General features: G+C 45.1%; 23 protein-coding genes and 5 tRNA genes. 8 read left to right on the plus strand and 20 right to left on the minus strand.

The window, feature by feature from the left end:
• Nucleotides 1-13: 13 nt before the first annotated feature.
• The 3 genes from ACSU1N_RS01710 to ACSU1N_RS01720 all read right to left on the minus strand — a co-directional run bounded on the left by ACSU1N_RS01710 (nt 14) and on the right by ACSU1N_RS01720 (nt 4,153).
• A complete protein-coding gene (locus ACSU1N_RS01710; RefSeq protein WP_440059901.1) occupies nt 14-3,025 on the minus strand; it encodes a hypothetical protein in 3,012 nt (1,003 codons plus the stop codon).
• Between the two features lie 125 nt (nt 3,026-3,150).
• Nucleotides 3,151-3,732, minus strand: coding sequence for a hypothetical protein (locus ACSU1N_RS01715; protein ID WP_440059902.1), 582 nt, complete (start codon nt 3,730-3,732; stop codon nt 3,151-3,153).
• A complete protein-coding gene (locus tag ACSU1N_RS01720; protein ID WP_440059903.1) occupies nt 3,725-4,153 on the minus strand; it encodes a hypothetical protein in 429 nt (142 codons plus the stop codon). The genes ACSU1N_RS01715 and ACSU1N_RS01720 overlap by 8 nt, the downstream gene beginning before the upstream one ends.
• Before the next feature lie 378 nt (nt 4,154-4,531).
• On the opposite strand from ACSU1N_RS01720, the gene ACSU1N_RS01725 reads away from it, so the two are divergent.
• Nucleotides 4,532-4,627: transfer RNA gene (locus tag ACSU1N_RS01725), tRNA-His, on the plus strand.
• Between the two features lie 9 nt (nt 4,628-4,636).
• Here the strand turns inward: ACSU1N_RS01725 and ACSU1N_RS01730 are convergent.
• The gene (locus ACSU1N_RS01730; RefSeq protein ID WP_440059904.1) at nt 4,637-5,785 is read right to left on the minus strand and encodes an MFS transporter; all 1,149 of its coding nucleotides are present in this window, start codon (nt 5,783-5,785) and stop codon (nt 4,637-4,639) included.
• Nucleotides 5,786-5,901: 116 nt separating this feature from the next.
• Between ACSU1N_RS01730 and ACSU1N_RS01735 the strand changes: the two genes are divergently transcribed.
• Nucleotides 5,902-5,975, plus strand: a tRNA-Met gene (locus tag ACSU1N_RS01735).
• 140 nt (nt 5,976-6,115) lie between these two features.
• On the opposite strand, the gene ACSU1N_RS01740 is transcribed toward ACSU1N_RS01735, so the two are convergent.
• Both ACSU1N_RS01740 and ACSU1N_RS01745 read right to left on the minus strand, forming a co-directional pair.
• On the minus strand, nt 6,116-7,036 hold the full coding sequence (locus ACSU1N_RS01740; protein WP_440059905.1) for a D-2-hydroxyacid dehydrogenase: 921 nt from the start codon (nt 7,034-7,036) through the stop codon (nt 6,116-6,118).
• Nucleotides 7,037-7,044: 8 nt separating this feature from the next.
• Nucleotides 7,045-8,190, minus strand: coding sequence for a pyridoxal-phosphate-dependent aminotransferase family protein (locus tag ACSU1N_RS01745; RefSeq protein WP_440059906.1), 1,146 nt, complete (start codon nt 8,188-8,190; stop codon nt 7,045-7,047).
• 272 nt (nt 8,191-8,462) lie between these two features.
• On the opposite strand from ACSU1N_RS01745, the gene ACSU1N_RS01750 reads away from it, so the two are divergent.
• The 3 genes from ACSU1N_RS01750 to ACSU1N_RS01760 all read left to right on the plus strand — a co-directional run bounded on the left by ACSU1N_RS01750 (nt 8,463) and on the right by ACSU1N_RS01760 (nt 9,348).
• Complete coding sequence (locus ACSU1N_RS01750) at nt 8,463-9,011, plus strand: nucleotidyltransferase (RefSeq protein WP_440059907.1); 549 nt, start codon at nt 8,463-8,465, stop codon at nt 9,009-9,011.
• A 36-nt stretch (nt 9,012-9,047) separates the two neighbouring features.
• The gene (locus tag ACSU1N_RS01755; RefSeq protein ID WP_440059908.1) at nt 9,048-9,224 is read left to right on the plus strand and encodes a 50S ribosomal protein L40e; all 177 of its coding nucleotides are present in this window, start codon (nt 9,048-9,050) and stop codon (nt 9,222-9,224) included.
• A gap of 50 nt (nt 9,225-9,274) precedes the next feature.
• Nucleotides 9,275-9,348: transfer RNA gene (locus tag ACSU1N_RS01760), tRNA-Thr, on the plus strand.
• 113 nt (nt 9,349-9,461) lie between these two features.
• Here ACSU1N_RS01760 and ACSU1N_RS01765 read toward each other — a convergent pair.
• From ACSU1N_RS01765 to ACSU1N_RS01775, 3 genes are all read right to left on the minus strand, one after another.
• A complete protein-coding gene (locus ACSU1N_RS01765; RefSeq protein ID WP_440059909.1) occupies nt 9,462-11,051 on the minus strand; it encodes a protein kinase domain-containing protein in 1,590 nt (529 codons plus the stop codon).
• 13 nt (nt 11,052-11,064) lie between these two features.
• The gene (locus ACSU1N_RS01770; RefSeq protein WP_440059910.1) at nt 11,065-11,400 is read right to left on the minus strand and encodes an FHA domain-containing protein; all 336 of its coding nucleotides are present in this window, start codon (nt 11,398-11,400) and stop codon (nt 11,065-11,067) included.
• Between the two features lie 106 nt (nt 11,401-11,506).
• Nucleotides 11,507-11,740 (minus strand): hypothetical protein, encoded by a 234-nt coding sequence (locus tag ACSU1N_RS01775; RefSeq protein ID WP_440059911.1) that lies wholly within the window; start codon nt 11,738-11,740, stop codon nt 11,507-11,509.
• Nucleotides 11,741-11,832: 92 nt separating this feature from the next.
• On the opposite strand from ACSU1N_RS01775, the gene ACSU1N_RS01780 reads away from it, so the two are divergent.
• Nucleotides 11,833-12,948 (plus strand): M24 family metallopeptidase, encoded by a 1,116-nt coding sequence (locus tag ACSU1N_RS01780; protein ID WP_440059912.1) that lies wholly within the window; start codon nt 11,833-11,835, stop codon nt 12,946-12,948.
• A gap of 80 nt (nt 12,949-13,028) precedes the next feature.
• On the opposite strand, the gene ACSU1N_RS01785 is transcribed toward ACSU1N_RS01780, so the two are convergent.
• The 4 genes from ACSU1N_RS01785 to ACSU1N_RS01800 all read right to left on the minus strand — a co-directional run bounded on the left by ACSU1N_RS01785 (nt 13,029) and on the right by ACSU1N_RS01800 (nt 16,478).
• The gene (locus tag ACSU1N_RS01785; RefSeq protein ID WP_440059913.1) at nt 13,029-13,808 is read right to left on the minus strand and encodes an inositol monophosphatase family protein; all 780 of its coding nucleotides are present in this window, start codon (nt 13,806-13,808) and stop codon (nt 13,029-13,031) included.
• 64 nt (nt 13,809-13,872) lie between these two features.
• Complete coding sequence (locus ACSU1N_RS01790) at nt 13,873-14,193, minus strand: hypothetical protein (protein ID WP_440059914.1); 321 nt, start codon at nt 14,191-14,193, stop codon at nt 13,873-13,875.
• 194 nt (nt 14,194-14,387) lie between these two features.
• Nucleotides 14,388-16,055, minus strand: coding sequence for a hypothetical protein (locus tag ACSU1N_RS01795; protein ID WP_440059915.1), 1,668 nt, complete (start codon nt 16,053-16,055; stop codon nt 14,388-14,390).
• A 273-nt stretch (nt 16,056-16,328) separates the two neighbouring features.
• Complete coding sequence (locus ACSU1N_RS01800) at nt 16,329-16,478, minus strand: hypothetical protein (RefSeq protein ID WP_440059916.1); 150 nt, start codon at nt 16,476-16,478, stop codon at nt 16,329-16,331.
• A 9-nt stretch (nt 16,479-16,487) separates the two neighbouring features.
• Between ACSU1N_RS01800 and ACSU1N_RS01805 the strand changes: the two genes are divergently transcribed.
• A tRNA-Arg gene (locus ACSU1N_RS01805) sits at nt 16,488-16,562 on the plus strand.
• 76 nt (nt 16,563-16,638) lie between these two features.
• Here ACSU1N_RS01805 and ACSU1N_RS01810 read toward each other — a convergent pair.
• The 3 genes from ACSU1N_RS01810 to ACSU1N_RS01820 form a co-directional block, all read right to left on the minus strand.
• A tRNA-Leu gene (locus ACSU1N_RS01810) sits at nt 16,639-16,723 on the minus strand.
• Nucleotides 16,724-16,746: 23 nt separating this feature from the next.
• Complete coding sequence (locus ACSU1N_RS01815) at nt 16,747-18,159, minus strand: DUF402 domain-containing protein (protein ID WP_440059917.1); 1,413 nt, start codon at nt 18,157-18,159, stop codon at nt 16,747-16,749.
• A 23-nt stretch (nt 18,160-18,182) separates the two neighbouring features.
• Complete coding sequence (locus ACSU1N_RS01820; protein WP_440059918.1) at nt 18,183-18,452, minus strand: UPF0147 family protein; 270 nt, start codon at nt 18,450-18,452, stop codon at nt 18,183-18,185.
• Between the two features lie 81 nt (nt 18,453-18,533).
• Here ACSU1N_RS01820 and ACSU1N_RS01825 point away from each other — a divergent pair, with 81 nt between their 5' ends.
• Nucleotides 18,534-18,923, plus strand: coding sequence for an Sjogren's syndrome/scleroderma autoantigen 1 family protein (locus ACSU1N_RS01825; RefSeq protein ID WP_440059919.1), 390 nt, complete (start codon nt 18,534-18,536; stop codon nt 18,921-18,923).
• Here the strand turns inward: ACSU1N_RS01825 and tmk are convergent.
• Genes tmk through ACSU1N_RS01845 form a run of 4 tightly spaced genes read right to left on the minus strand, consistent with a single transcriptional unit; the run spans nt 18,910 to nt 22,318 of the window.
• Complete coding sequence (gene tmk, locus ACSU1N_RS01830) at nt 18,910-19,533, minus strand: dTMP kinase (protein ID WP_440059920.1); 624 nt, start codon at nt 19,531-19,533, stop codon at nt 18,910-18,912. The genes ACSU1N_RS01825 and tmk overlap by 14 nt on opposite strands.
• Nucleotides 19,511-19,852, minus strand: coding sequence for an aconitase X swivel domain-containing protein (locus ACSU1N_RS01835; RefSeq protein ID WP_440059921.1), 342 nt, complete (start codon nt 19,850-19,852; stop codon nt 19,511-19,513). The genes tmk and ACSU1N_RS01835 overlap by 23 nt, the downstream gene beginning before the upstream one ends.
• Before the next feature lie 31 nt (nt 19,853-19,883).
• Entirely contained in the window at nt 19,884-21,062 is a 1,179-nt protein-coding gene (locus tag ACSU1N_RS01840) for an aconitase X catalytic domain-containing protein (RefSeq protein ID WP_440059922.1), read from the minus strand.
• A 32-nt stretch (nt 21,063-21,094) separates the two neighbouring features.
• Entirely contained in the window at nt 21,095-22,318 is a 1,224-nt protein-coding gene (locus ACSU1N_RS01845) for a Clp1/GlmU family protein (protein WP_440059923.1), read from the minus strand.
• Nucleotides 22,319-22,331: the final 13 nt, after the last annotated feature.

A 22,331-nucleotide genomic window follows, 5' to 3' on the forward strand; every position in this document is an offset into this window, starting at 1 on the left:
GGATTTAAGGGGTTTATCCAGCTAACTTCCTGTGTAAGACTATTACCTCGTATATCGCCGCAGCAGCTGCTATCAAGGCTAGTATGAGTGTTATCAGTACGTATGTTGACACCGTTGATACCTGCGAGCTTAGAGCCGACTGGGCTGAGTCGATCTTGCTGGATAGAGCCGACTGGGCTGAGCTTATAGCGTTCGATAATGCGGACTGAGCACTGCTTATAGCATTGCTTAGTGTGCTGGTGCTAGAATCTACTTTGCTAGATACAGCGTTGATAGCGCTGGTTAGGTTACTGTAGTACGAGTCGACCTTGCTGCTAAGGCTTGCGAGGCTGTTTGATAGTGAGCCTACGCTAGTGCTCAGGGTGTTAACTGTTGACTGCAGCCCTGATACTACGCTTGATAGAGAGTCGACTGTAGCTCTTATAACGCCGACCGTGGTGCTGATAGTGGCAACTGTACCGTTGAGGCTCAGCACTACACCCTGTATTGTCCCAACAGCAGTCTTAATATCGGCTACGGTACCGTTTATCGATACTACTACCGGCTGTAGGTTCTGCACAGTTGTCTTGATCGTGCCGACATCTGTCTTAATCGTGGCTACATCGCCCTGGACGGAGACCAGCGTGGCATTCAATTGGGCTAGGTTGACCAGTATCTTGGATACTCCAGCCTGTATTGCTACAACACCGTCTCTTATATTGGTGATGTTAACTATGGCGTTGAATATGCCTACGTAAGCCGGCTGCGATAAGCTGCCGTCAGGCATTATCAGTCTAAGCTCGTAGATACCGGGCTCTAGCACAGGTATGTATAGGCCTGGGAAGACCTGTGGCGATAACACGTCTGTGAGAGTGCCGTTGGGCGTAATCCTCCAGTTGCTCACGTGTAGGTTGACACCCATTATACCATCGTTGAGATCCTGCCTAAACTTTCCTCCAGCTACAGTGTCTAAGACAGTGGTCCTAATTGCAACACCGCTGACGCTACCGGCAGTACCGTAGGGTAGGCCTGTAGCTATTACCTCAGCTACATAGGGGCCAACTGCTACAGCAGGGTTGAGGTAGAAGCCCGGCTGTACAGTGAATGTTTGGACAGCCGGGTTCTTTAAGTAGACTGCTAAGACCTGGTCGTAGCCGCCGCTAACCCTTCCTACGAACACCCATATCTTATACTGGGCACCAGGTAGTGTTGGGAAGAGGAACCATGTCGAGAAGCTACCTGTCGCATCAGTTGTGGTATATGCTACGAGTATTCCGTCGGGCAGGAAGCTCGCTAAAGCAGACCCATATTTAGCGAAGTAGCTAGTGTACAGTACTCTCAGGTCTACTGGTGGGACTCCCTCAATGAATATGAGCACCGGCTGGTTGGGGTCGAATCCTACTCCTGTCACAGTTACATTAGTACCTAATCCTGTCTTCCATAATTGTACGATGTCTGTCCCTGCAGTGACATTAATACCACACACAGTCATCCCGGTAGCTAAGCAGTAGTATGGTCCTGCGAAGCTACCGCTTACAACACCAATACCCGTAGTTGGTTCGGTTCCTACAATGCTTGTGTATGGGCCTACTGTTCCTGCTGGAGGAGTGAAGTATGCTGCCGGCCCAATAGCAATGTTCGTCCTAGCCGAGAACCTTAACTGTACCGGGGCTGTAATGTTCTGCGTCTCACCTATCTCATGGCCTCCTCTAACAATCTGAGAGGGTATAAGCACTATTACAACGTTAAACCCGTTAGCATCCGGTAGGAAGTTATAGCTGTCTATCTGGGTACCGTTAACTACAGTGGCTATTGCAAGAGTGTTCTGCGGCAGGTCGACATCAATGAATATGTGGGCCGGTACGTTCACAGTCCCAGCAGCAGTGGTAATAGTGCCTGGTGCGAAAGCCCAGCCGAATACTATTACCTGCGCTCCAGGAGTTGTTACCTTAAGTGTTGGGTTTGTCGCAGCGTTTACATTGTAAGCCGTCCCGTATAGTGCTCTATACTTCCCATAGTCGTATGCCTCAATATACGCGTTGAATGTTACAACACCGTTGAATGTGAAGGAAGCGTTAGTAGACTCTGTTACAACCACAGTGTAAGTGCCGCCGGGCAAGTGCCCGATCGAGACTAGGGCGTAGAATGTACCATACTGGTCTGTTCCAGTAGCATATGGTAGAGTGAACGGTAGGCTTACAGTATAATTGTAGAAGGTGTTTGAGAACACTATTGACGACAAGCCTACGTTGGCATCGAAGCCTGTGCCAACCACCTGTAGAGCCTTAATATTTTCTTCTAAGTCTCTAACCCAAGGACCTGAAACCGTGAGAAGCCTTGTCCACACCTGGTTGTTCTCATCGTAGAACCATAGAGCTGGTATTACGCTTATAGTAGTCGAAGCGGTAGCAACACCGTCTGTACCCACTATAGTGTAGGTTCCTCTAGGCACGTTCATTACAGTCCATATGAAGGTGAATACGCCGTTCACGTTTGTAGTTGCTGTTCCTACAGGCGTCCCTGTCTCGTTAATGTATAGTGTTACAGACGCGTTGGCTGTAAAGCCTACTCCAGTTATATTGACTATAGAGCCTGTGAAGGTATAAGGCGGGTATGCCGTAGTACCCGATATCACTGTTGTAACATTCAGTATTAGCTTTGGTACGATCGTGAATATCACGTAGTCGTAGGTATTGGCTTCGAACCCTGGTACGTAGGCGTATACAGCATAGTTACCGCCGTATGGGACGGTTGGTACTACCATTACAGTCTGGAATCTACCGCCCTGGCCTACCGGCACGATCTGGCTTGTGATCACAGTATAGTTACCGGGTGCTGGAGCAGCGCCTGTGAAGCTTACAAACGATACGTTTACGCTGTACCCTAGTGGCGCTACGCCTGTAACCGTAATTACGTCTCCAGGAGAGCCCTTGCTAGGTGTTACCTGTAGCTGGAGATTACCTGTTGCTCCCGCTAGCACCGTTACAGGGGCTACTATTGATAGGAATAATACGGCTAATATTATAGTATAGACTATCCTATTCATCCGACCACCACACTCGATAACCTAATCGATTCAGGGATTAGTTTTTAAAGGTGCGTGCACAAGCCTAAACCGATCATTAGATCCTGTGCACAGAACACGGAATAGGTTTGACGCCAGGGATTTCTTCAGGATTCGCCAGATTTCCTCTTAAAGTCTATTACTATAATACCCCTAGCGATCTCTTCTCTATCAATAGCGTAATCCAGGCCTGTCATCAAGCCTTTTATAAAGCTTACAACCAGGTCTGTCTCAGTATCGCCCATAACTGTTGAAACACACATTATTCTCACAGTATTAGTGTCTTTCATTACTAAGACCTCGTTGAAATCCCACCTGGATTTCTCGATAAATGATTTCACGATATCAAGCGAACCATTGTATTTGTTCTTGATATATATACCGTAGGCTCTACCCGACTCATAGAATGCTTCCTTAACCTTTTCTAGGTCAGAGTTGTTCTCTAGCATTACCTCGAAGACCTCGTGCGGTACGAATATCGAGCCAAGCTTCTTCTCTACTTCAACGACTTTCAGTATCCTCACTATCTCTTCTATATCATACCCCATTTCAAATGCTTCTATTACACGTCTTAGGACTTTATCTACAAGCCTGGCTAGAGATTCCCCTCTCGCGTACGAGATCCTAGCGAGCTTGTCGATCACGTCTTCCGAGACATATATTAGCTTCTTTTTCCCGCTCTCAGACATTCCTCATCCTACCTTTCAATCTCACAGTCTTACCTATTATCTCGCTAACAATTATATCGTATGAGAAAGCGTTCAAAAGCCCTTCCAACATGGATTTGAATAGTTCAGAATATTCCTGCGTGAACTTCGGGCTGGTTGCCACTATCTCGAGTTCTCTCCCAAGAATACTAATTTCTAGCTCCGGGATATCCCAGAAAAGACGGGGGGCTAGGTTCTTGAATTGGGATAGAGCCTCATCTCCAAACCTTGCTTTAAATAACTTACCAATCCACACACCAGCATCCCTCCATATCTTGCTTGCTTCACTCTTTTCTCTATAAGCTAGCTTAACCATCGAATAGAATATGTTTTCAGGAACTAGTATGAAACCGAATTCCCGGGCCTGTTTTAGGAACAGTATCTCGTTAACTACAGTGCTCATTGAAACCCCTGCTTTCTCAGCCCTGATAGTAGTTTCAAATATCTCGTTAACGAAATCGTAAAGACTATACCCTTTACTCCTAGCTATATCTCTAATAGCATTAATCAGGTCTTCTCTAGCGGCAAAAGTTTTCCTCCTAGCCGACGTCGCTAAACACCATGTCTAAGCATCGTGAGCCATACTTAATAATTAAACTCTAGCCCTGAAAAACATTAGTTCCAGTATAGGAGTAGAACACACTGCTTCCCGAGGCTAGGGATCCACGAGTAGGATAGTTATATGAAGATTTAATAGGTTCCCCAACACTACAGCAATATAGTAAGGGCCCGGTCTACGAGCTAATGCGATGAAGAACTTGGGCCATGAACCCAAGGAATGGCCCGGGTAGCTCAGCCTGGTAGAGCGCCGGGCTGTGGACGGCCGTAGAGGCCGGCACAGACCCGGAGGTCCCGGGTTCAAATCCCGGCCCGGGCCCTTAACACTCTATTTATAAGGAGCCCTGCTCTCGAAAGCGAGGATAAGAGATAATAGGAGAGCCAATGTTATCAGAGCCCCTGAAATAATATTATTGGAACCCACCACTAGCTGGTAGGGTATTAGCATTAGACCCCCTAGGCTAGTAAAGAATAGTATCAACCCGAATACTGCTGTCCTGTTCTCGGGAAGCGTTGACCTAGCAGCCCTTGTATAAATCGATGTATCAAGGAAGGGGTAGATAGGTAACCACCATAGTATTATAGGGATTGCTCCAGTTGTAGTAATAAATCCCCAGTACATAATATAGTATAAGATTAGAGATAACGCGTAGACTTTGAAATCCCCATATCTATCTACTAGACGGCCCGAGGACAGTCTCGCGAAAGGCGTTATAAGAGAGCCTATGAATCCGTAGAGGAGACTGAATAAGAAGTTTCTTCTACCTTTTTCAAGCCCTGGAAACAATTCGTCAACGCTCTGGTTAAGCTTTATAGAGCCTGTGGCTAGTGTTAACTCGCGTACGAATACTGCTAGGGAAACAGAGGCCAGGAATAAAAGTATTCCTTTATCCGATATGTTATACTGGAATCCGTTGCTTCTACGATTTTTAACACTATTATCTTTATACGTTATCCCACCGGTAACAAATACTATTGCGAACGCGAGAGAGATAGCGACAAAAGGTATAGTAGAACCATACGTCTCATAGATTAGACCTATTATCAAAGAACCTAGCCCGAATCCTATTCCTGTAGCAATTGTTAGAATACTATAGGCTGAGCCAAGCCTCTCATTTACATCTATTAGAGCAGCCGATAGGAAAGCCGGCCAAGACAGAGCCCAGATAAAACTAGACAAGCTTATAACTATAGAGAATAAGTAGGGATCTCTGAAACGCGATGAGAAAAGGATTGGTAGCGACGATACTGCCCCGAGTAGTATCTGGTTCCTCGTTCCAAACATAGACTCCAATACACCAGAAAACAATGAAGCCATGGTCATAAGCCATTCCAGCCCTGTTAGGAAAATTATTGAGCTACTACTAGATAGTTCAGTAGCTAAATACCTTCGGGTGAAAGCATAGTACATACCCCAGGCAAACGTGTTAGCGAAAGCCACGCTCGATAATATAATTCTGCGCTTCCCTACGAACATATTGTTAAACACCCTAGCAGTCATAAAGTAGAGACCTGATTCGGGAATTTTAAAACGCATCCTATTCGGGTTTAAAAACCCATGTATGAATAATATATTATTCGGCGGGGCAAAGCAGCGGGGTAGGGCAGCCAGGTAGCCCGCGGGGCTCATAACCCCGAGGTCGGTGGTTCAAATCCACCCCCCGCTATCACCTGCCGCGAGGCAGGCCCCGCCATCTAGCATTCTTCCTGCTCCGTAGAATTTCCAAGCCCGATATTTCACCTACCTGACTAATTAAATATAATTTAGAGAAAAGTATTTAGAAAAAGAAAAAGAATAAAATAGGGATTATTTCAATAGTTCAACAATCCTCTTAGCAACCTCGATACCGGCTCTATCCTGTGCTTCCGTACTGCTAGCCCCAATATGGGGGGTTAGTACAACGTTATCCAGCGATAACAGGGGGTGATCCTTGGGGAGCGGTTCTTCTTCGAAGACGTCTAATCCGGCCCCTGCTATCCATTTTTCTTTTAATGCTTTAACAAGCGCATTAGTATCTACTACCGCCCCTCTAGCAGTATTTATTAATATTGCTGTCTTCTTCATCAATTTCAATTTATCCTCGTTAATCAAATGATATGTCTCGGGTGTTAAGGGGGTGTGGATACTTACTACATCCGCTGTCTTAAGCAACGTGTCTAGGTCGACGCATTGCGCGTTGAACTCCCTGCCTGCTTCGATATTGCATGTTTTATCAGTATAGATTATTTTCATGCCGAAACCATAGTAGCATATTCTGGCTACAGCCCTCCCTATCCTGCCGAACCCTACTATCCCTAGTGTCTTCCCGCTTAGTTCGAAACCCACGGCTTCATGCTTAACCCATTCCCCAACCCTCATCTTCCTATCGCTGAAAGCAATCTTCCTAGCTACAGCCAGCATTAAGCCTACGGTAAGCTCCGCTACTGCCTGTGTGACAGCCTCCGGGGCGTTTACAACAATTATACCTTTTTTCTCTGCTGTTTCAACATCGATATTGTCTAAGCCTACTCCGGCTCTAGCTATGACTCGGAGCTTATCAGCCGACTCGATAACTTTCTTCGTAACCCTGGGTTTGCTTCTCACGATAATTGCGTCAAACCCTTTTATAATATTCGCGAGCTCTTCCTCAGGAGGCTCATGGACTTCGACTACTTCGAAACCGTTTGATTTCAATAATTCTATAGCGCTCTTGCTTATCCTGCTTGCAACCAGCACCCTCTTACTCATTCTATCTATCACCTCTTGCCGTAACCGAGGCTTTCTAAGACCTCGCGTAGGTTCCTGAACAGCTCCTCGATATCTTCTCTTGTTATATAACCCATATGCCCTATCCTGAAGGTAATATCCCTGACTTTACCATAACCCTTCGCTATTTCGATCCCCCTCTTCCTAAGCTCCTCGTATATAACAGGACCCTTGATCCCAGGCGGGTTGTAGACGACTGTTATCGTCGGGCTATAGTAGCCTGGTTCAGCAAATAGTTCGAGACCAAGCTCTAGAACGCCTCTTCTAATAGTCTCCGCTCTCTCCGCGTACATTTTAAGCCAGGCTTCCTTACCCCCCATTCTCTCTACAATACGTAGTACAACATCTAGGCCTATCACAATCGAAACAGGCGGGGTTGTCGGGGTAGACCATTGTTTCTCGAGGAACTCCCGTATCTCAATTAAATCGAAGTATAGGCCTCTCTCAGGGATTTTCTTAGCTCTCTCGAAGACTTCTTCGCTCACAGCCGCCATAGCTAGTCCCGGTGGGAGACCGAAGGCTTTCTGACTACTAGCGAATACTAGGTCAATACCCCATTCATCAACCTTTATATCAGCCGCTCCCATAGCTGAAACAGCGTCTACGAACAATAGCTTGCCGCGTTCTTTGACAACCTTAGCTAATTCCCTAAGCGGGTTCAATACCCCTGTACTAGTCTCGTTGTATGTTATAGTTACAGCCTCTACATCAGGGTTCTTCTTCAACGCTTCGTCAAGCTCTTCAGGTTTAACCGCTTTGCCAAGAGGTTTCTCTAGGACTACGGGGATCCTACCGTTTCTCTCAACAGCCTCCTTGTACCTATTTCCAAATTCCCCGATCACTGTAACAAGCACCTTGCCCCGTGGGGACACGGCGTTCCTGATACTAGCCTCCATGAAACCTGTACCGCTAGAGGGGATTAGCAGAACAGTAGCTTTATCTGCTTCTAGAAATCTCTTAAGCCTTAGAGTCGCATCTTTATGGAGCTCCTGATACTCTTTCGACCTGTGGCTGAACATCTGTATTTTCATCGCTTCAAGCACTTCTGGGAAACATGCTACAGGACCGGCTGTGAACAGCCTCATTTTCCTAGGCCACACTAGTTGCTCAACTTCTTTTACAATATCCATGTACATTTACTCCACCAGGAATTAGTATCCCCCAGGTGGGGATAAATCGGTTTCGTCTCAGGTAGCGTATCTAGCTCGCTTTTAGCCCATCTATTTCTGAGTTCTCTAAGGAGAATATTGATTATTGTAAAGATTAGGCCCTCGCGACTTAGAATGGAAAAATTTCGGGGAATGCGACCTAGGAATACGGTACAACCTACGCGGAGACCTGGGCTAAAATACTAGGTTAAATAATCTTTAAATCAAATCTTTTCCAAGAATCATGAGAGGGTTGGGTATTGGCGTTTAGCAAGAAGGCTCTTATAGAAATACTCGAAAAATTAAGTAGGAGTGGCGTAGAGTTTGTTATAATAGGGAGTACTTCTATAGAGCTAGCATTGAATAGAGAAGTCTTCGAAGGAGACCTGGATCTATTCGTGATAAACCCTAGCCCTCTAACCTCGGAGGACTTCTACAGAGACCTTGCCGAGCGAGAGAAGTGGGAAATCGGGGTGACAGAACTAGGGACTTTGAAACTGATCGCAAGCGTAAACAGTGAAACTGTAGAGGTCGAACTATACGAGAATATAATGGATTTCAACATCCCCGAAGAGATTATTTCAAACACTAGAAACATCTCTCTCAATAATCTGAAAGTCAAAGCCCTATACCCGGAACAGTACTTTGTACTAAAAGCTAGGCAAGGCATTGACCCGGATAAGGTTAAGCAATACTATAGGATGATTGGAAGGATTAATACAAATATATTAAATATGGCACTAGACAGCTTCGGCAGCGAGAAAGATAGTATTGCTAATAGGTTGAGAAGTATTGGCTTGAAATTTTAAAACCTCTTAACCTTATAGAACACCGAGGCGGTGCTTATGCCGATCAACGACCCTGTTAAGCTTAAAATTGTATACGATAGAGTCCTCAATAAAACCGTCTGCAGGAGATGCGGGGCTCTGAACCCTCCAGGAGCCACTAAATGCAGAAGATGCCATGCTAAAGGCACTTTAAGGCCTAAGAGAGCGGTTAGGACGGCGGCTAAGACTAGCTAATGAGTGGAAATCAGTTTTTAACCCTCGGACACCCATGAATCATATAGGGTGCCGCGGTAGCTCAGCCTGGTGGAGCGCTGCCCTGGTAAGGCAGAGGTCCCGGGTTCGAATCCCGGCCGCGGCTTCACCATTCTTACTGGGACACTACCAAAGTTCTACCAACAAATTCATCCTACTACCAGCAGGTTAGGACTCAGCCGATGAGCATCCTTTGCAACCGAGGTGTAAGCATCTAGGCTATGGTTTAGGTATAAGATCTTCCCAATTCTTTGCCTTCAAGACTTCTCTAAGGCGTAGCCAGAGATGCAGGGTGTTTCTGAATCTCTGCTCTCTCCTTATACTGATAGCGTTTAGTAGTATTTCAAGAATGTCTTTATCGACCTCTCTCCTTATAATGTCTATGACCAGGCGATCCCAGTCTTCGATAAAAGATGAGACATGCTGTTTTAATTCCTCAGCCTTCAACCTGCCTTCGACATAGTCTTTGTATACTTTATCTAAGCTGTCGAAAGTCTTGACTAGAGCAGGGTGCTCGAGCAAGAAGGATTGCGTATCAATATTTAAACCATATAAGTACTTCAGCGTTAACAAATTAACTAGCGTCCTATGCGGGAATCTCCTATTCGTAAGCGTGGTTAGTAGTGTGAGGCCTAGCGAGTAAGCATCGTAGTCTAAACCAGCTTTCTTATCTATTAGCGATAAAGGCTCAGCGAATTCGGGTGTTATCCTGAGCGGTTTAAACAATCCTTCCCCGATCCTTTCAGCGTATGCGAAATCGCCAATAAACGGCCTGATCGAATAAGGCTCTTTATCGTCTCTACCAAGCAGGATATTCTGGGGTTTTACATCTAGATGGGGTACTCCAACAGCTTGGGCTATACTGAGAGCCCCCGCGATTCTCAAGCCTATGCTAGTTATCATCCTAGCGTCTAATCTCCTATTCCTAGCATATTCTTGTAAATCCCCGTACTCGGCGTATGTCTCGATAATAATAGGTGGATTCTCGATGTAAGAGTCTATGTCGTATTCTTCCAGAGTTAGAATTATGCCTCTAGGGCACGACACGTAGCGTTTATATAGTACTAGTTCTGAAGCAATACCTGCTTCCAACCCGTTTTCGACTACAAACCTGGTTAAACTACTTTTATCAGGATAGCAGACGTTCATGGTTATTACGTATGTCCTCATATACTCGCTAATTTTCTCAAAACCCCCTAGTGCTAGAGGAGTTCCGTCAGCAGTTTTCTCGCGGGGTATTTTCAAGACGAATTCTCCACCGGTCCTATCAATTGCTTTCAGCACGTATGTGAAACCGCCTTTGTCCGATAGTACCTGGACTATTTTAAAATCCCGGAGTAATCTACCAACCCATAACTGGGGCGGTTTCTCTTCGGACGCTTTAGCTAGAGCATTCTTCAAAAACTCTTCTAACTGGGTGTTCTTCACGGATTCGATACCTAACCTAGCATAGCTGAGCCTGACAACCGGATTGGTCTCTTTATAAAGGGTTGCGATCTCGTTGAATGCAGCCCTACCCTTGACTACTAAACCTTTCTCGTCTTCGATGACAAGGCCTAGGATATACTCGCCGACTAAGACACCTCTTACAACTCTTCTAGCCTCGTCGTGTTTCAACGTGAAATAGACTGCTTGCGAATCCTTCAGCAGGCTTTTAGACGTCTTCGATAATTCGTTAAATGCCTCGTTATACGTAAGTCTCTTGTTTGCCACTTCAAACCTTATTTTAAGTAGTAAATTAGCTACTTGAATCGGGTCGCTTAATATCTCGCTAACCTTGTCTATATCACTGTATTCCCTTATTGGCATAACTTTAATACCCTTACTTGTATCTAACACCTAAGATCGTCTTCCCCATTACAATCTTAGACCCGTTTTTTATTTTAACAGGTGAGCCACTTCTAGCTTCAAGACCGTCTACAATTGTCCCATTAGTACTACCCAAATCCTCTATAAACCACTCTCCATTACTATAAAATATCCGGGCGTGTATCCTCGAAACCGTTGGGTCCAGTATTATTACATCACATGAAGGAGCCCTACCGATAACATACTCTCCCGGCTTAAGTTCCCAGCTTAGCGTAGGGAGTTCTACACCCGTTTGTATCACGTACAGCTCAATAACCTCGCTCTTCCGCCTAAGAGGTTTCTTAAACAACCCCGTGCGCCTCACTATATATATTGTTTTTTATTAAATCTTTAATTATAAAGGTGTCCTTATACAAAGAATCGTGTCAAAAAGTAATGATATCTTTAACTGCGATTCAAATACTTATCCTGCTGAAACCTCGTGAAACTATCAGAAAGTTTTTATCCCTACGTATTTCGAGACTTTCAGATTCTAGTTTTAACCCGCAAACAGGGCATTTATACGAGATGACTACTCTAAGCTTATTATCCACTGTTTTCTCAGACTCGTATACAAGATACATTAAGCTACCATCCCTCTTACAAATATAGCCTCTCTCACTCCTTGAAGCCAGCGACATGCTATCCAATCCTTGGAACATTGAGGATTAACAGCTATTTCTATACAAACAAAGCAACCATTATATAAGTTTAGCTCCAATTCTAGAATCCTAGTGGAAAGGTGTTGTTTTTGAGACCCCAGCTAGAGAAATTAGGATTAGTAGCAGAAAAATCAGGAGTAGACGCCCTGATTATAGCATCACCTGAAAATGTCGAGTATTTCACAGGTGTTAAATCGCTAGCTGATGCAACCCTAATCTTATTCTATGATCATAAAAATAGGATTACTAGAGTATACACTCCTCTCCTCGACTACTACAGGTACAGAAACCAGTTGGCAGATAAGAATGTAGAGGTAATCGCCTTATCGAAAACTGTTAAGCCCGAAGACGCTGAGACGATCGACCTTGATTGGGGCGAGCTTGTAAAGAAGCTTGCCGAATCCGGTAGGGTAGGATACGATGCGGGTTTTACATCTCCTCTAGCAGGTGTAGTATTAAGGAGTTTGAAAGAGTATACTGATCTAACGAATTCGATTACGAGTATCAGGATGGTTAAAGAAGATTGGGAGGTAGAGGCTATTAAGAAAGCCGTAGATGTCACAATCGAAGGCATTAGGAGAGTAGCCGAGAGGGCATATGAGGGGGTCTCCGAGACAGAGCTCGCAGGAATCTTCGAAGAATCTGTTAGAAGACTCGGTATCGAAGACTACTCATTCCCACCAATTATAAACGCTATGCCTAACAATAGCTACCCCCATAATACGCCCACGGCAAATAAAGTGAAGAAAAACGATGTTATCGTAGTAGATGTCGGCGTTAGAGTAGAGGGTAGGTGCAGCGATCTGACGAGGGTAATAATAAGAGGCAGGATTCCCGCCGATATCAAAAGACTTATTGAAATAGTCGGAGAAGCGCTGGCTGAAGCAATAGACCATATCCAACCAGGTGCTAAAGCCGGTGAAATAGCAGACATTGCTGTTAAAGTAATGGAAAAACATGGTGTAAGGAATAGGTTCATCCACGGCTTGGGGCATGGTATCGGAGTAGTTGTCCACGAACCACCCTATCTGAGAGTCGGCTCGGAGACGATCCTAGATAAGAACATGGTTTTCACAATAGAGCCCGGCTTATATATACCGGGATATGTAGGAGTGAGAGTTGAAGAAGACGTATTACTAACAAGCAGAGGGGCTAGAGTACTCTCTGAATCCTTAAACAGGATTATCGAGACCTGATCACCTGGCTGGTTTTAGGATACTTATAGGGGCTTTAACCAATTTTTCTTGCGACTCGGTGGCTAGAGGGTTGGTTATGTTTAGTGGAATTCTCCTGGTGTAATCCATACCTCGCTGAATACCGTTACATGATCCGGGCTGACAACTACAGGATAAGGTCTCAAGGTAACCCTCAACCCTCTGTTTAACGCTATGGCTAATCCTACTGCTATATCATTCAGCCTAATACCTCCAACATCGTTAATGTAATACTCCATTTTCCCTATAGCTGTGTAAACAGCTTCCAGAGACGCGGCACCCAGTGTCCTGAGCTTCGGCCTACCTCCTTTGCTCAAGACAAACCTCCTAATCTTGTCGACTAGGAGCGGGTTAATCGTGTGTATGCATATCACGCCTTCTCCTCTAGACGTTTGCCTGAGCTCTGTATTGTTTAAGTAGACTCTTCCTTCATAGAATTCGTATTTCTCCTCGCGGAAAATATTTGCTACAAAACCGTAGACAAGACTCTCTAATCTCAGATTCCCTAGACCATATACTGCTATTGATACAGCCGAGAAAGGTATTTCGAGAATATAGTTGAGGCTACCGTCTAGAGGGTCTGCGACTATCAACAACTCCGGGTTATCCGTCAGCTTATATAGACCTCTCTCCTCGCTTAGAACCCATGCTTTTAAACCGCTAGATTTAACCTGGTCGACCAGGTATTCTTCAGCTATTAGGTCGATCTTCCTAGTAGTATCTCCTGTAGGATTAGTAAAGACTACTTGCCCAAGTTCCAGCCTACCGATATTCTCCCGCAGCATTCTAACAGTTTCTTCCCCGACCCTATTGATAGCCCTCCTAATGTCCATAATATTCATACAACCCGCCGATAATATAGATTAAATCATATTGTTTCGGAGACATAAAGTTTTAGGCCTCGTTCTACTCGATTATCTTAAGCTCTTTCGCCAATGAAACTATCTTATCCAATATCTCTCTCCTAGCCCTCACTCTCAAATTCTCCACGTCTAGGTTCTCTATTAAAACTACGCCCTCTCCCTCAATACTAAGTATTTTAGATAAAAGCCTCGAGAAACCATAGGCAGGTATAACGACCTCGTCCAACCCTTTCGCATCTGGCGGCTCGGACTCCTCGCCTAGGATAGAGTAGCCCGATGTCTTCTTCCCGGTTTTTGTCGACGACTGCTTCAGCCAGCCTTTTACAAGAACCCATTTATTCCTCAGTTTAATGTACACCTTCATTCGGCGATTACCTACGTACGAGAGTATCATACTATGCTATATTTAAACCCGGAATGTAAATATCTTACACACGGGATGACCTAGCAGAGACGTCCTGACCCAAATGATGTAGGTGGAGCGACTGGGACCCGGTTACATACTAGTAGCTTTAGACCTGTCGTCTTAACCCTTAGAAGACACGTCTATTTAATAGGCTAGGAGGTGGCTTTACCAGCTCTTTTAAACCATTTTGAAAAGCTTGATAATGCCCCAACCCGTGTTACAACTATTAATGCCCAGTAGACGAGTAGTATAACGAGCTCAACTTTGCTTAACACGTCGAAAACTACTATTATAGCACCGACTGTACTATCACCATAGCTTAATCCCCTAGCGACAAGACCGAGTATCTCGTAGAGTTTCGAGGCTAAATCCCTAGCGCTACCCAAGGATAGTATTGAAAGCCTGATATACAGTTGTACTATATTCCCTGCCAAACCTACTCTGATAGGTGCTGTAATATAGGCTAGCGTATAGTACTCGCCTGTTTTAGAAGCCTCTATAAAAGTCGCGGTAAGCCAGCCCACAGGCTCTGTCCACGAATAGGTTATATTATAGCCCTGGAGAGATAGACAATACTGCCATGTATGTAGCCTAGCAGGCGTGTCGACAACCTCTATGAACGAATTATATACAACCCCGCCGTAGATTACGATACTCCTCCTAACGTTAAACGCTCCTAATACCTGGGTTAGAAAAGGGTCGTCTACTGAATTCACTATAGTAAAATTCCCTAGGATATACGTCTCAGGGTGTTTGATAAATTCTTCGGGGGTGGTATTAATCAATGGGATAGACTCCGATGTAGCTATCGGAATATCGCTTAGACCTAGTATGAATAAACTCGTTAATAATAGAACTAATAGGAAGAGGCCTAGCATCCGGCTTCTCCTCACTGGGATCTCGACATACCTAGGGCTTGGAACTATCTTCCCAATTCCTCCAAGCTTGTTCACAATGTAGAATACTATTGCTACCGAAAGCGCCGAGTATATTATCGAGGGAGAGTAGTGGAATAGTGCCATTCCTTCGTTTAAACCAAGGTATTTCACTCCTTCAACGACTAGAATAACCCTTATGATATTACCTAGTAGCCCAACCAATAACCCTACCGCTATCGATAGAGCTCCTGCTATAATCCTCTTTGATAATCTTGTTCTACCATAGGCTAGCAGATATAGTACTAAAGGAATTGTAGCTAGTATAGACGAGATTGTTACAATACCAGTGCAAGCCTGTCCTACTAGGAGACGGGTTTCGCCGCCGCCCATTGAGACCACTAGGTATGCAATACCATTCACATCGATATAGCCTGCGCCTGTTACTAGTGAAACTATCCTACCTACCAACCTAGAGAGGGCTGGGGTTAGAGAATCCAAGATGCTTGTTGGAAGTGGGGTTAATAGGAATATGGAGATATATGTTATAAGCCCTCTAAGACTAGAAGGTGTGAATAATAGAGTATATAATCCTAGCACAGTAAACGAGAAGCTCAAACCCATATATTGTACAAGATACTCTGTTTCACCAATAGCCTGGAGATAGAAGAATGCAGCGAAAGTCAGAGCTAGGGAAGCAACAATCATCTTACTAATCCTGATCTCGAACATAATAATTCTCTCTCTGAAAGAAAGGTAGAGGACTAGGAAAACAGATACTATAACCACGAACAGGTACGAATGCTCTTCCGTGAACATCAGGGATATTATGCTATCGATAAACTTTCTGTACAACGTTGAAGTAAGTACGGAAACCAGCCCTACGAAACCCATGTATATTGTTAAAAGTTCCTTCCTATACACTTCCACCGGCATATAAACCATTCTCCGGAAGCTAAACCTAGACACATGTATAACTATTCTCATCCATATAAATCCAGAACTCTGCTGGAGCTAGTAGCCAGAGAAGTTAATCGAAAATATCCAGAACTGTTGTCAACTGGTACTGGAAAAATTGATTAACAAATTGTTCTTAATGCTTAGAAGAAGAGACATGGAGTAGTCTTAGAAAACCTCAAGGGGCTTAGGGAAAAATGCAAACAGTAAAAACAATAGCGTTAGATGGAAACTAGCAAGATTAGCACGTAGGAGACTGGTTTACTCTATAGCTAGCAAAGCAGTCGAATACGATGTACCCGTGATATTTGTAGACCCCAGGAATACTTCCTCAACATACCCGAGGGATTGGGCTAAACCATATTCGAATCCTTTATTGATAACAATTATTATGCGACCTTGACATTTCAATTAATGAGAGGGCCCGTCGCCTAGCCAGGATAGGGCGCCGGCCTCCGGAGCCGGAGGACCCGGGTTCAAATCCCGGCGGGCCCGCTAACCGGATTAAACAAATGATCCAAGAGGATTTCCGGCAACAGGGGAATTTCCTAAAATCTCACTTTAGCCCTAGTGCGGGGGGTGGGATTCGAACCCACGCAGGCCTACGCCATCGGGTCCTAAGCCCGACCCCTTTGACCTAGCTCGGGCACCCCCGCTCCAATTATTTCACTTGATTTTCCTACGGGTTATAAATCTGAACTCTAGGATTTTTCACTACGGCTTCAACTGTTTCACGAGCCTTCCTATATACCTCTTCGTCGATCAAACCCTGTCTGTATTCCTCCTCTAACTTATCTAAATCTATTACTTTGGTAGAACCATCCGGGTATACTATTACATCTACTTCGAGATCCATGTATTCTACAACCCCTTTTGCGATCTCTGGGGGAGTGTTTATATTAATGTATGATCCAAGGTATTCCTCTCCTCTGTAATAATTGTGCGAGACAAGCCAGGAGCCCTTCTTCACAACCATGTAGTCGATATCGCCTGGTTTCTTCTCGATGCCGAGCCCATCGTATACGCCGGAGGAGCGTATAATCCTTTTGAAGACAGCTACCAGATCCCCGTTGAAACCGCTTACGTCCACTAGAGTGCCGGGTGTGAGTTCTAAGCGTTCTCCCGTAGGCTTCCATTGTATTATAGTATACTCTCTTCCCACATCTCTTGCTAAGATGTATTCTAGCAATGACCTAGAGCGTTCTCTCTCAATAATATTTTTTGATATGAGGAATTCTGTATAATCCACGAGGTCATCTAAACCTTTATACTTCAGCTCATGATGCCCTATTGATGTAGCAGTTATCTTACTTCTCACTTCGTCAAGTCTCTCTTTCGCTACCGAGGTTAGGTATACGAGTGCTATGCCCTCGCCTTCGTACAATACTGATTCTACATCTGTTGAACGACTTTTTGCTTCAATATCTTTGAGAACCCCTAGTAGCTCGTCGAACTCCCGGTTTATCGCTTCTAACTCACCATACCTGCTATTACTCCTAAACCTTACCCCTATATTAGATCCTATAAGCTTAGATACTGCTAGAGCAGTTAGCTCTGCCCTTCTCTCTTCGTCTCTAATGTATTCCGAGAACTCTATCCTACTACTGCCTTTGATGAGCGATATATATAGTCCGTCAACCCTTATCTCTCTAGAAGCTATTATCGTATCGCCTTTCCTAAACGCTGTCCTAGTGATACCCACTAGTACGAGGTCGCCTTCTCTATTGCTGCAGGGTTTTAGAATAGCCTCTTTCCCGCTCGCAAGCCTTAGAATGCACTCGTTACCACTAGCTTTCACCACCCTCGCTTTATGAACCGAGTGCAACCCTGGGTCGCCTCTCCATATAACTATCCCCTTAACCTCCTCCCGTAGGACCTCTAAGACTTTCTCGACAGCATTTCTCGAGCCGACTACGAGGATCACACCTGGCTCGCTAGAATCCTTTACTGTTACTTCAGCTGGAGAAGGATCGAAAGGGATATTCAGCCTCCTGCTTATTACTTCGGAAGACTGAACGATCCTAAAGCCTCTATTTAAAAATATGTATGAGAGAGATGTGGAAGAAACACCTCTAACTCTGATATTAAACAAGCATCAACCCCTTAACGGGTAGCCTAGTCGTGTATTGTCTCGAGTATTGCTATAACCTGCCATATCTTTGTTCGAGCAGATAATGGCATATTAGGGTCCTGGCTGACCTGGTCTAGAACGCTTATAGCATTAGCTGCTTTAACACCAGGCGTCAGGGTCTCGTTCCTCAAATAGTTTAAAGCCTCTGTAGCAGCCCTCCTAATATTCCTAGGTACAGCTGTATCGTTTATTATAGATAGCAGGAGGTAGATAGCGTTATTGATTTTAACAGCATTATCAGGCACTCTCGACATGTTAACCACCCCATACTATTTGAAAAATACATACAGATATAACCCTATTTTATCCTAATCCTAAATCCTGGAGGAATTTGTATGGAAGAAGCCAATAGAGTAGACCCTGTGAAGAAAATGGCTGAGCTGATAAAAGCTGGTGCGGTAATGCTCGCCGAAACATGTCCTGTACCAGGGTGCGGGCTGCCTTTATTCAGGACTAAGACAGGGGAAGTCGTGTGCCCTGTCCACGGCAGGGTCTACCTTGTTAAAACAGATGATGAAGCTAGAGAGATTAAGACGACGGTGGGCTTATCGATAGTGTTAGACAAGATCGAAGAGAGAGCTCTGCTCGAAATCAACAGCATGCTCAGCGATAGAGTCGAGATCGAACCCACCGACCTAATTAAATGGCTTGAGGTAATCGAGAGAGTTAGGAGGATAAAAAGTATTCTCCCAACAGTTGCGGGCCAGCAACCTAAGAAGAGCTAGTTCTCTCTAACAACCCGACTATTATCCTCCATACATCGTTAAATACCTCATGCAAGCCCCTATTAGAATCAACTAGCTGGAGCAGGCCTTCTCTAACCATCCTCATGTAAACCTTCCTAACCTCATATAGGAAATCCAGCCTCTCATACTCCGGGAACCTCGATTCCAGGCCCTTCTTCCTATCCAGCCCGAGCCTAGGGTCTACGTCAAGGTATACTGCTATATCCGGTCTCGGCGCATACCTGTTTACCTCGAGAACCCACTCGTAGGGGGCTCCAGAAGCCGTTTGGTAGGCGACGCTACTGTAGAAATACCTGTCGCATACTACTACAGCACCTTCCCTTAACGCAGGTTCTATAGTAGTCTTCCAGTGTATAAGCCTATCCAAAGCATATGCTAATGCGTCGACGTAGGCATCTCTGTACTTGGCGTATTCTCCTTTAATAGCCCTGACTATTAAAGAATCGTATGGTTCATAAGTGTATACTGCTCTAATACCTGCCCTACTCAGATTCTCTATTATCATCCTAGCAATACTAGTCTTACCCGACCCGTCTAGACCCTCTAGAACAATAAACAAGCCTCTACTATTCTTCAACGAGCTCAACATAGTCCTCGCCTATTTTATGAACCAGCACCAATTTTCTCGAGGAAAGCATGTTTAAAACCCCTCTGCCCACCTGGAAAAGCGGTATATCAGCCATTATACAGCCTGTGATAATAATAGGCTCGGGTTCTTCAACAACCATACAAGCCGGTTGCCTACCATAGTATTTTAGAGCATAAATAACATACGAGCCGACGGTACTACCCCTCCCTCCTTTAAAAGCGAAGGCTGAGCCTGCTATCTTATCTCCCCGGGGTTTCAAAACCCCTTCCACAGGGTCTACCTCGCCTAGGAAGCTTACGTAGCTATTGTAAACATACAACGGTGCCCTACAATCACCATCAACAATGATTTTAACCGGTAATCTGACCGTAGACAGCTCTAAGCACCCCCTCCGTATTGGTAAGCAAGTACCTGTTCTTGAAATATCTAGCCAGGTAGAAGACTGCTTTCCCCGAGTTGGTTACGAGGCCATCGAATTTCCTGGCAAGCCTAGAGACTACAGGGCATGTCCCTACAGCTACGTCTACACCTAGCTTCCTAAGATAGTGTACTTTATCGGAATACATTTTGTATACTTCTACCGGTATAGTGAGCAATAGCTTACTCCCCGCTGGCAGCCTCCCTCTTCTGATAATATGGTAGTAGATCTCTAGAAACTCCCCTGGATGTAGATGGGGGCAGCCTATATACCCTAGTACGTCCCCGTTTAGAGGTCCGGTGCCGGAGTACTTCTCTATATCGCTGTATTCGATCATAACCCTCTCGGAAGCTTCGACCCTGAACGTCCCGGTTGGCGTTATATTCTCTAACACGATTAGGGCGTGAGACCCTGATGCTGCTGAAGAAGCAAGCAGGATCTTAAGCCCGTAGAAGTCTATCCGCGCGTTTTTCAACAAGGGTATATCCCTTATATTCTCGCCAATCCATAGACCCAACGCCCCCGGATTATCTAGTACACGCGGGTCTCCTGGTTCTATAATAACACTAGCGACTCTGTTCTCGGGTACGTGTAATCCAGCGTAGTAAGTATACCCTGTTATAGCGGCTGCAATTGTTAAAGGCCCTCCTTCCCTATTGCTACTAGCCCCATACACGCTATTAGCTACTGCGACAGCGCTACTCTCACCCCAGGCTAGGAACTCGCCTGGCGAGGGAGGCCTATGGTAGTAGGGTATGCATGTAAACACGGGTTTGAAACCCATGCCTATTAAAGCCTCGTCGATCGCTTGCTGCTTCCCCCTGAGAGAGTTATCTATTACCTCAGAGAAGCCCGAGTAGTCTACGCAACCAGGGTTTATAGTAGTATAGACTCTCGCCCTACCCCCTTTCTCGAAGAGGCTCCTTATATAGGCTAGCCCGGGTTCAAGGATATTAGAGTATGAGACACCTGAGACATGGGCGTGAACTATACTGACTAGTCTCGGAGCTCCTAGCGCCTCGCCTGTCTTCACAATAATCTCTAACGCTTTAGCAACAGCCCAGCCATATTCCCCTTTAAGCATCTTTTCCTGTTCTACTGTCAGATACAATTACTCCACCAGAACACTATTAGTCGATTAAGTCATGTTTCAATATATTCTTCTCTGAAATCCTCCGTAAGTCTAATATTCGATGCTTTTATAATACTAGCTCTTAGATCTATGCAAGGGGTTCTCACATACAGAATATTCTGGTCGAAGTCAATCCTCTCCACCATACCGGGGCATTCCCTACTACCGTCCACTAGAGATACGTACAATCCTTTCTCGAATCCCTGCGGGTAGACAATCACCTTGTCTTCTCCAAGCTTCGCCGAGAGCTCTTCAAATAATTTTTTAGGCTCCGACCTGGCTACGACAAAGTACTTGCCTGCTAGGATACTACTGTAAACCGCTTTATTGCTTATATCGACCCTAGACCCTTGCAGGATCGGGAAATCCAGGAACAATACCTCGCTTAGATTATACTTTACTATCCCAGCGTTAGCGAAAAACTCCCGGTAGCGGTCGCTTCTATACTCCCTCCTCTCAGGCCTATCCCTGACTTTTTTCACCCTAGGAGAAGGGGTTGTTATCACTCTAACACCGATCCTCTCCAAGATCCCGAGCGCTGAAGGTGGTTCACCAATGTGGATTACAAACTGTGGTTTTAACGCTACTATTAGCCTGAATTTGTATAAGACTGCCGGTACTTCTCTCATCCACCCGTCTGTGTCTACAACCACCGGGTAACGATTACTGCTTAAAGCTTCTTCAACAAGCTCTTTTACAGAGTATATTATTGCATCGGTTTTCCTCTGCGGTTTTATATCGCCTATGAAAACCATCCTAGCAGGTTTTAAACTCCTATTCCACAATACCTGGGCTTGGGGGTAGGCGAGGGATACGTAGCCTGGTGGCGCTACATCAGCCTGTCCTACATCAGCATCGACTAGTGCCGGGCTCATCCCTTTCTCGATTGCTTTATTTAGTATAAGCGTCGACATAGAAGACTTTCCCGAATCAATGTCTCCTACTATAACAACAACTCTAGGGCGTGTCTCGAGGATCGAGTCTATTAGGGAAACCCACTGGAGGTATGGCTCGTTGTCTTCGAGTTTTTTAATCTGTGCTTCGTTCACGAGGTTTAGATCGAGCTCAGAGTCTTCGACTGCTAGGAGGGCGTAACTCTTCAGCCTATGGATGATTATACTTTCTCCCCTACCGATCTTCTTACCGAGTATTTCGACAACCCCGTCTCTAACAGTGAGCATCAATGGACCGAAGAGCTTGACTCCTTCACCCCTAGCTAGTTTTAAAACAGGCATTGTACCACCATGC

Origin of the sequence: Thermogladius sp. 4427co (assembly GCF_051933805.1) — an archaeon.
In the GTDB taxonomy this organism is placed as follows: Archaea; Thermoproteota; Thermoprotei_A; order Sulfolobales; family Desulfurococcaceae; genus Thermogladius.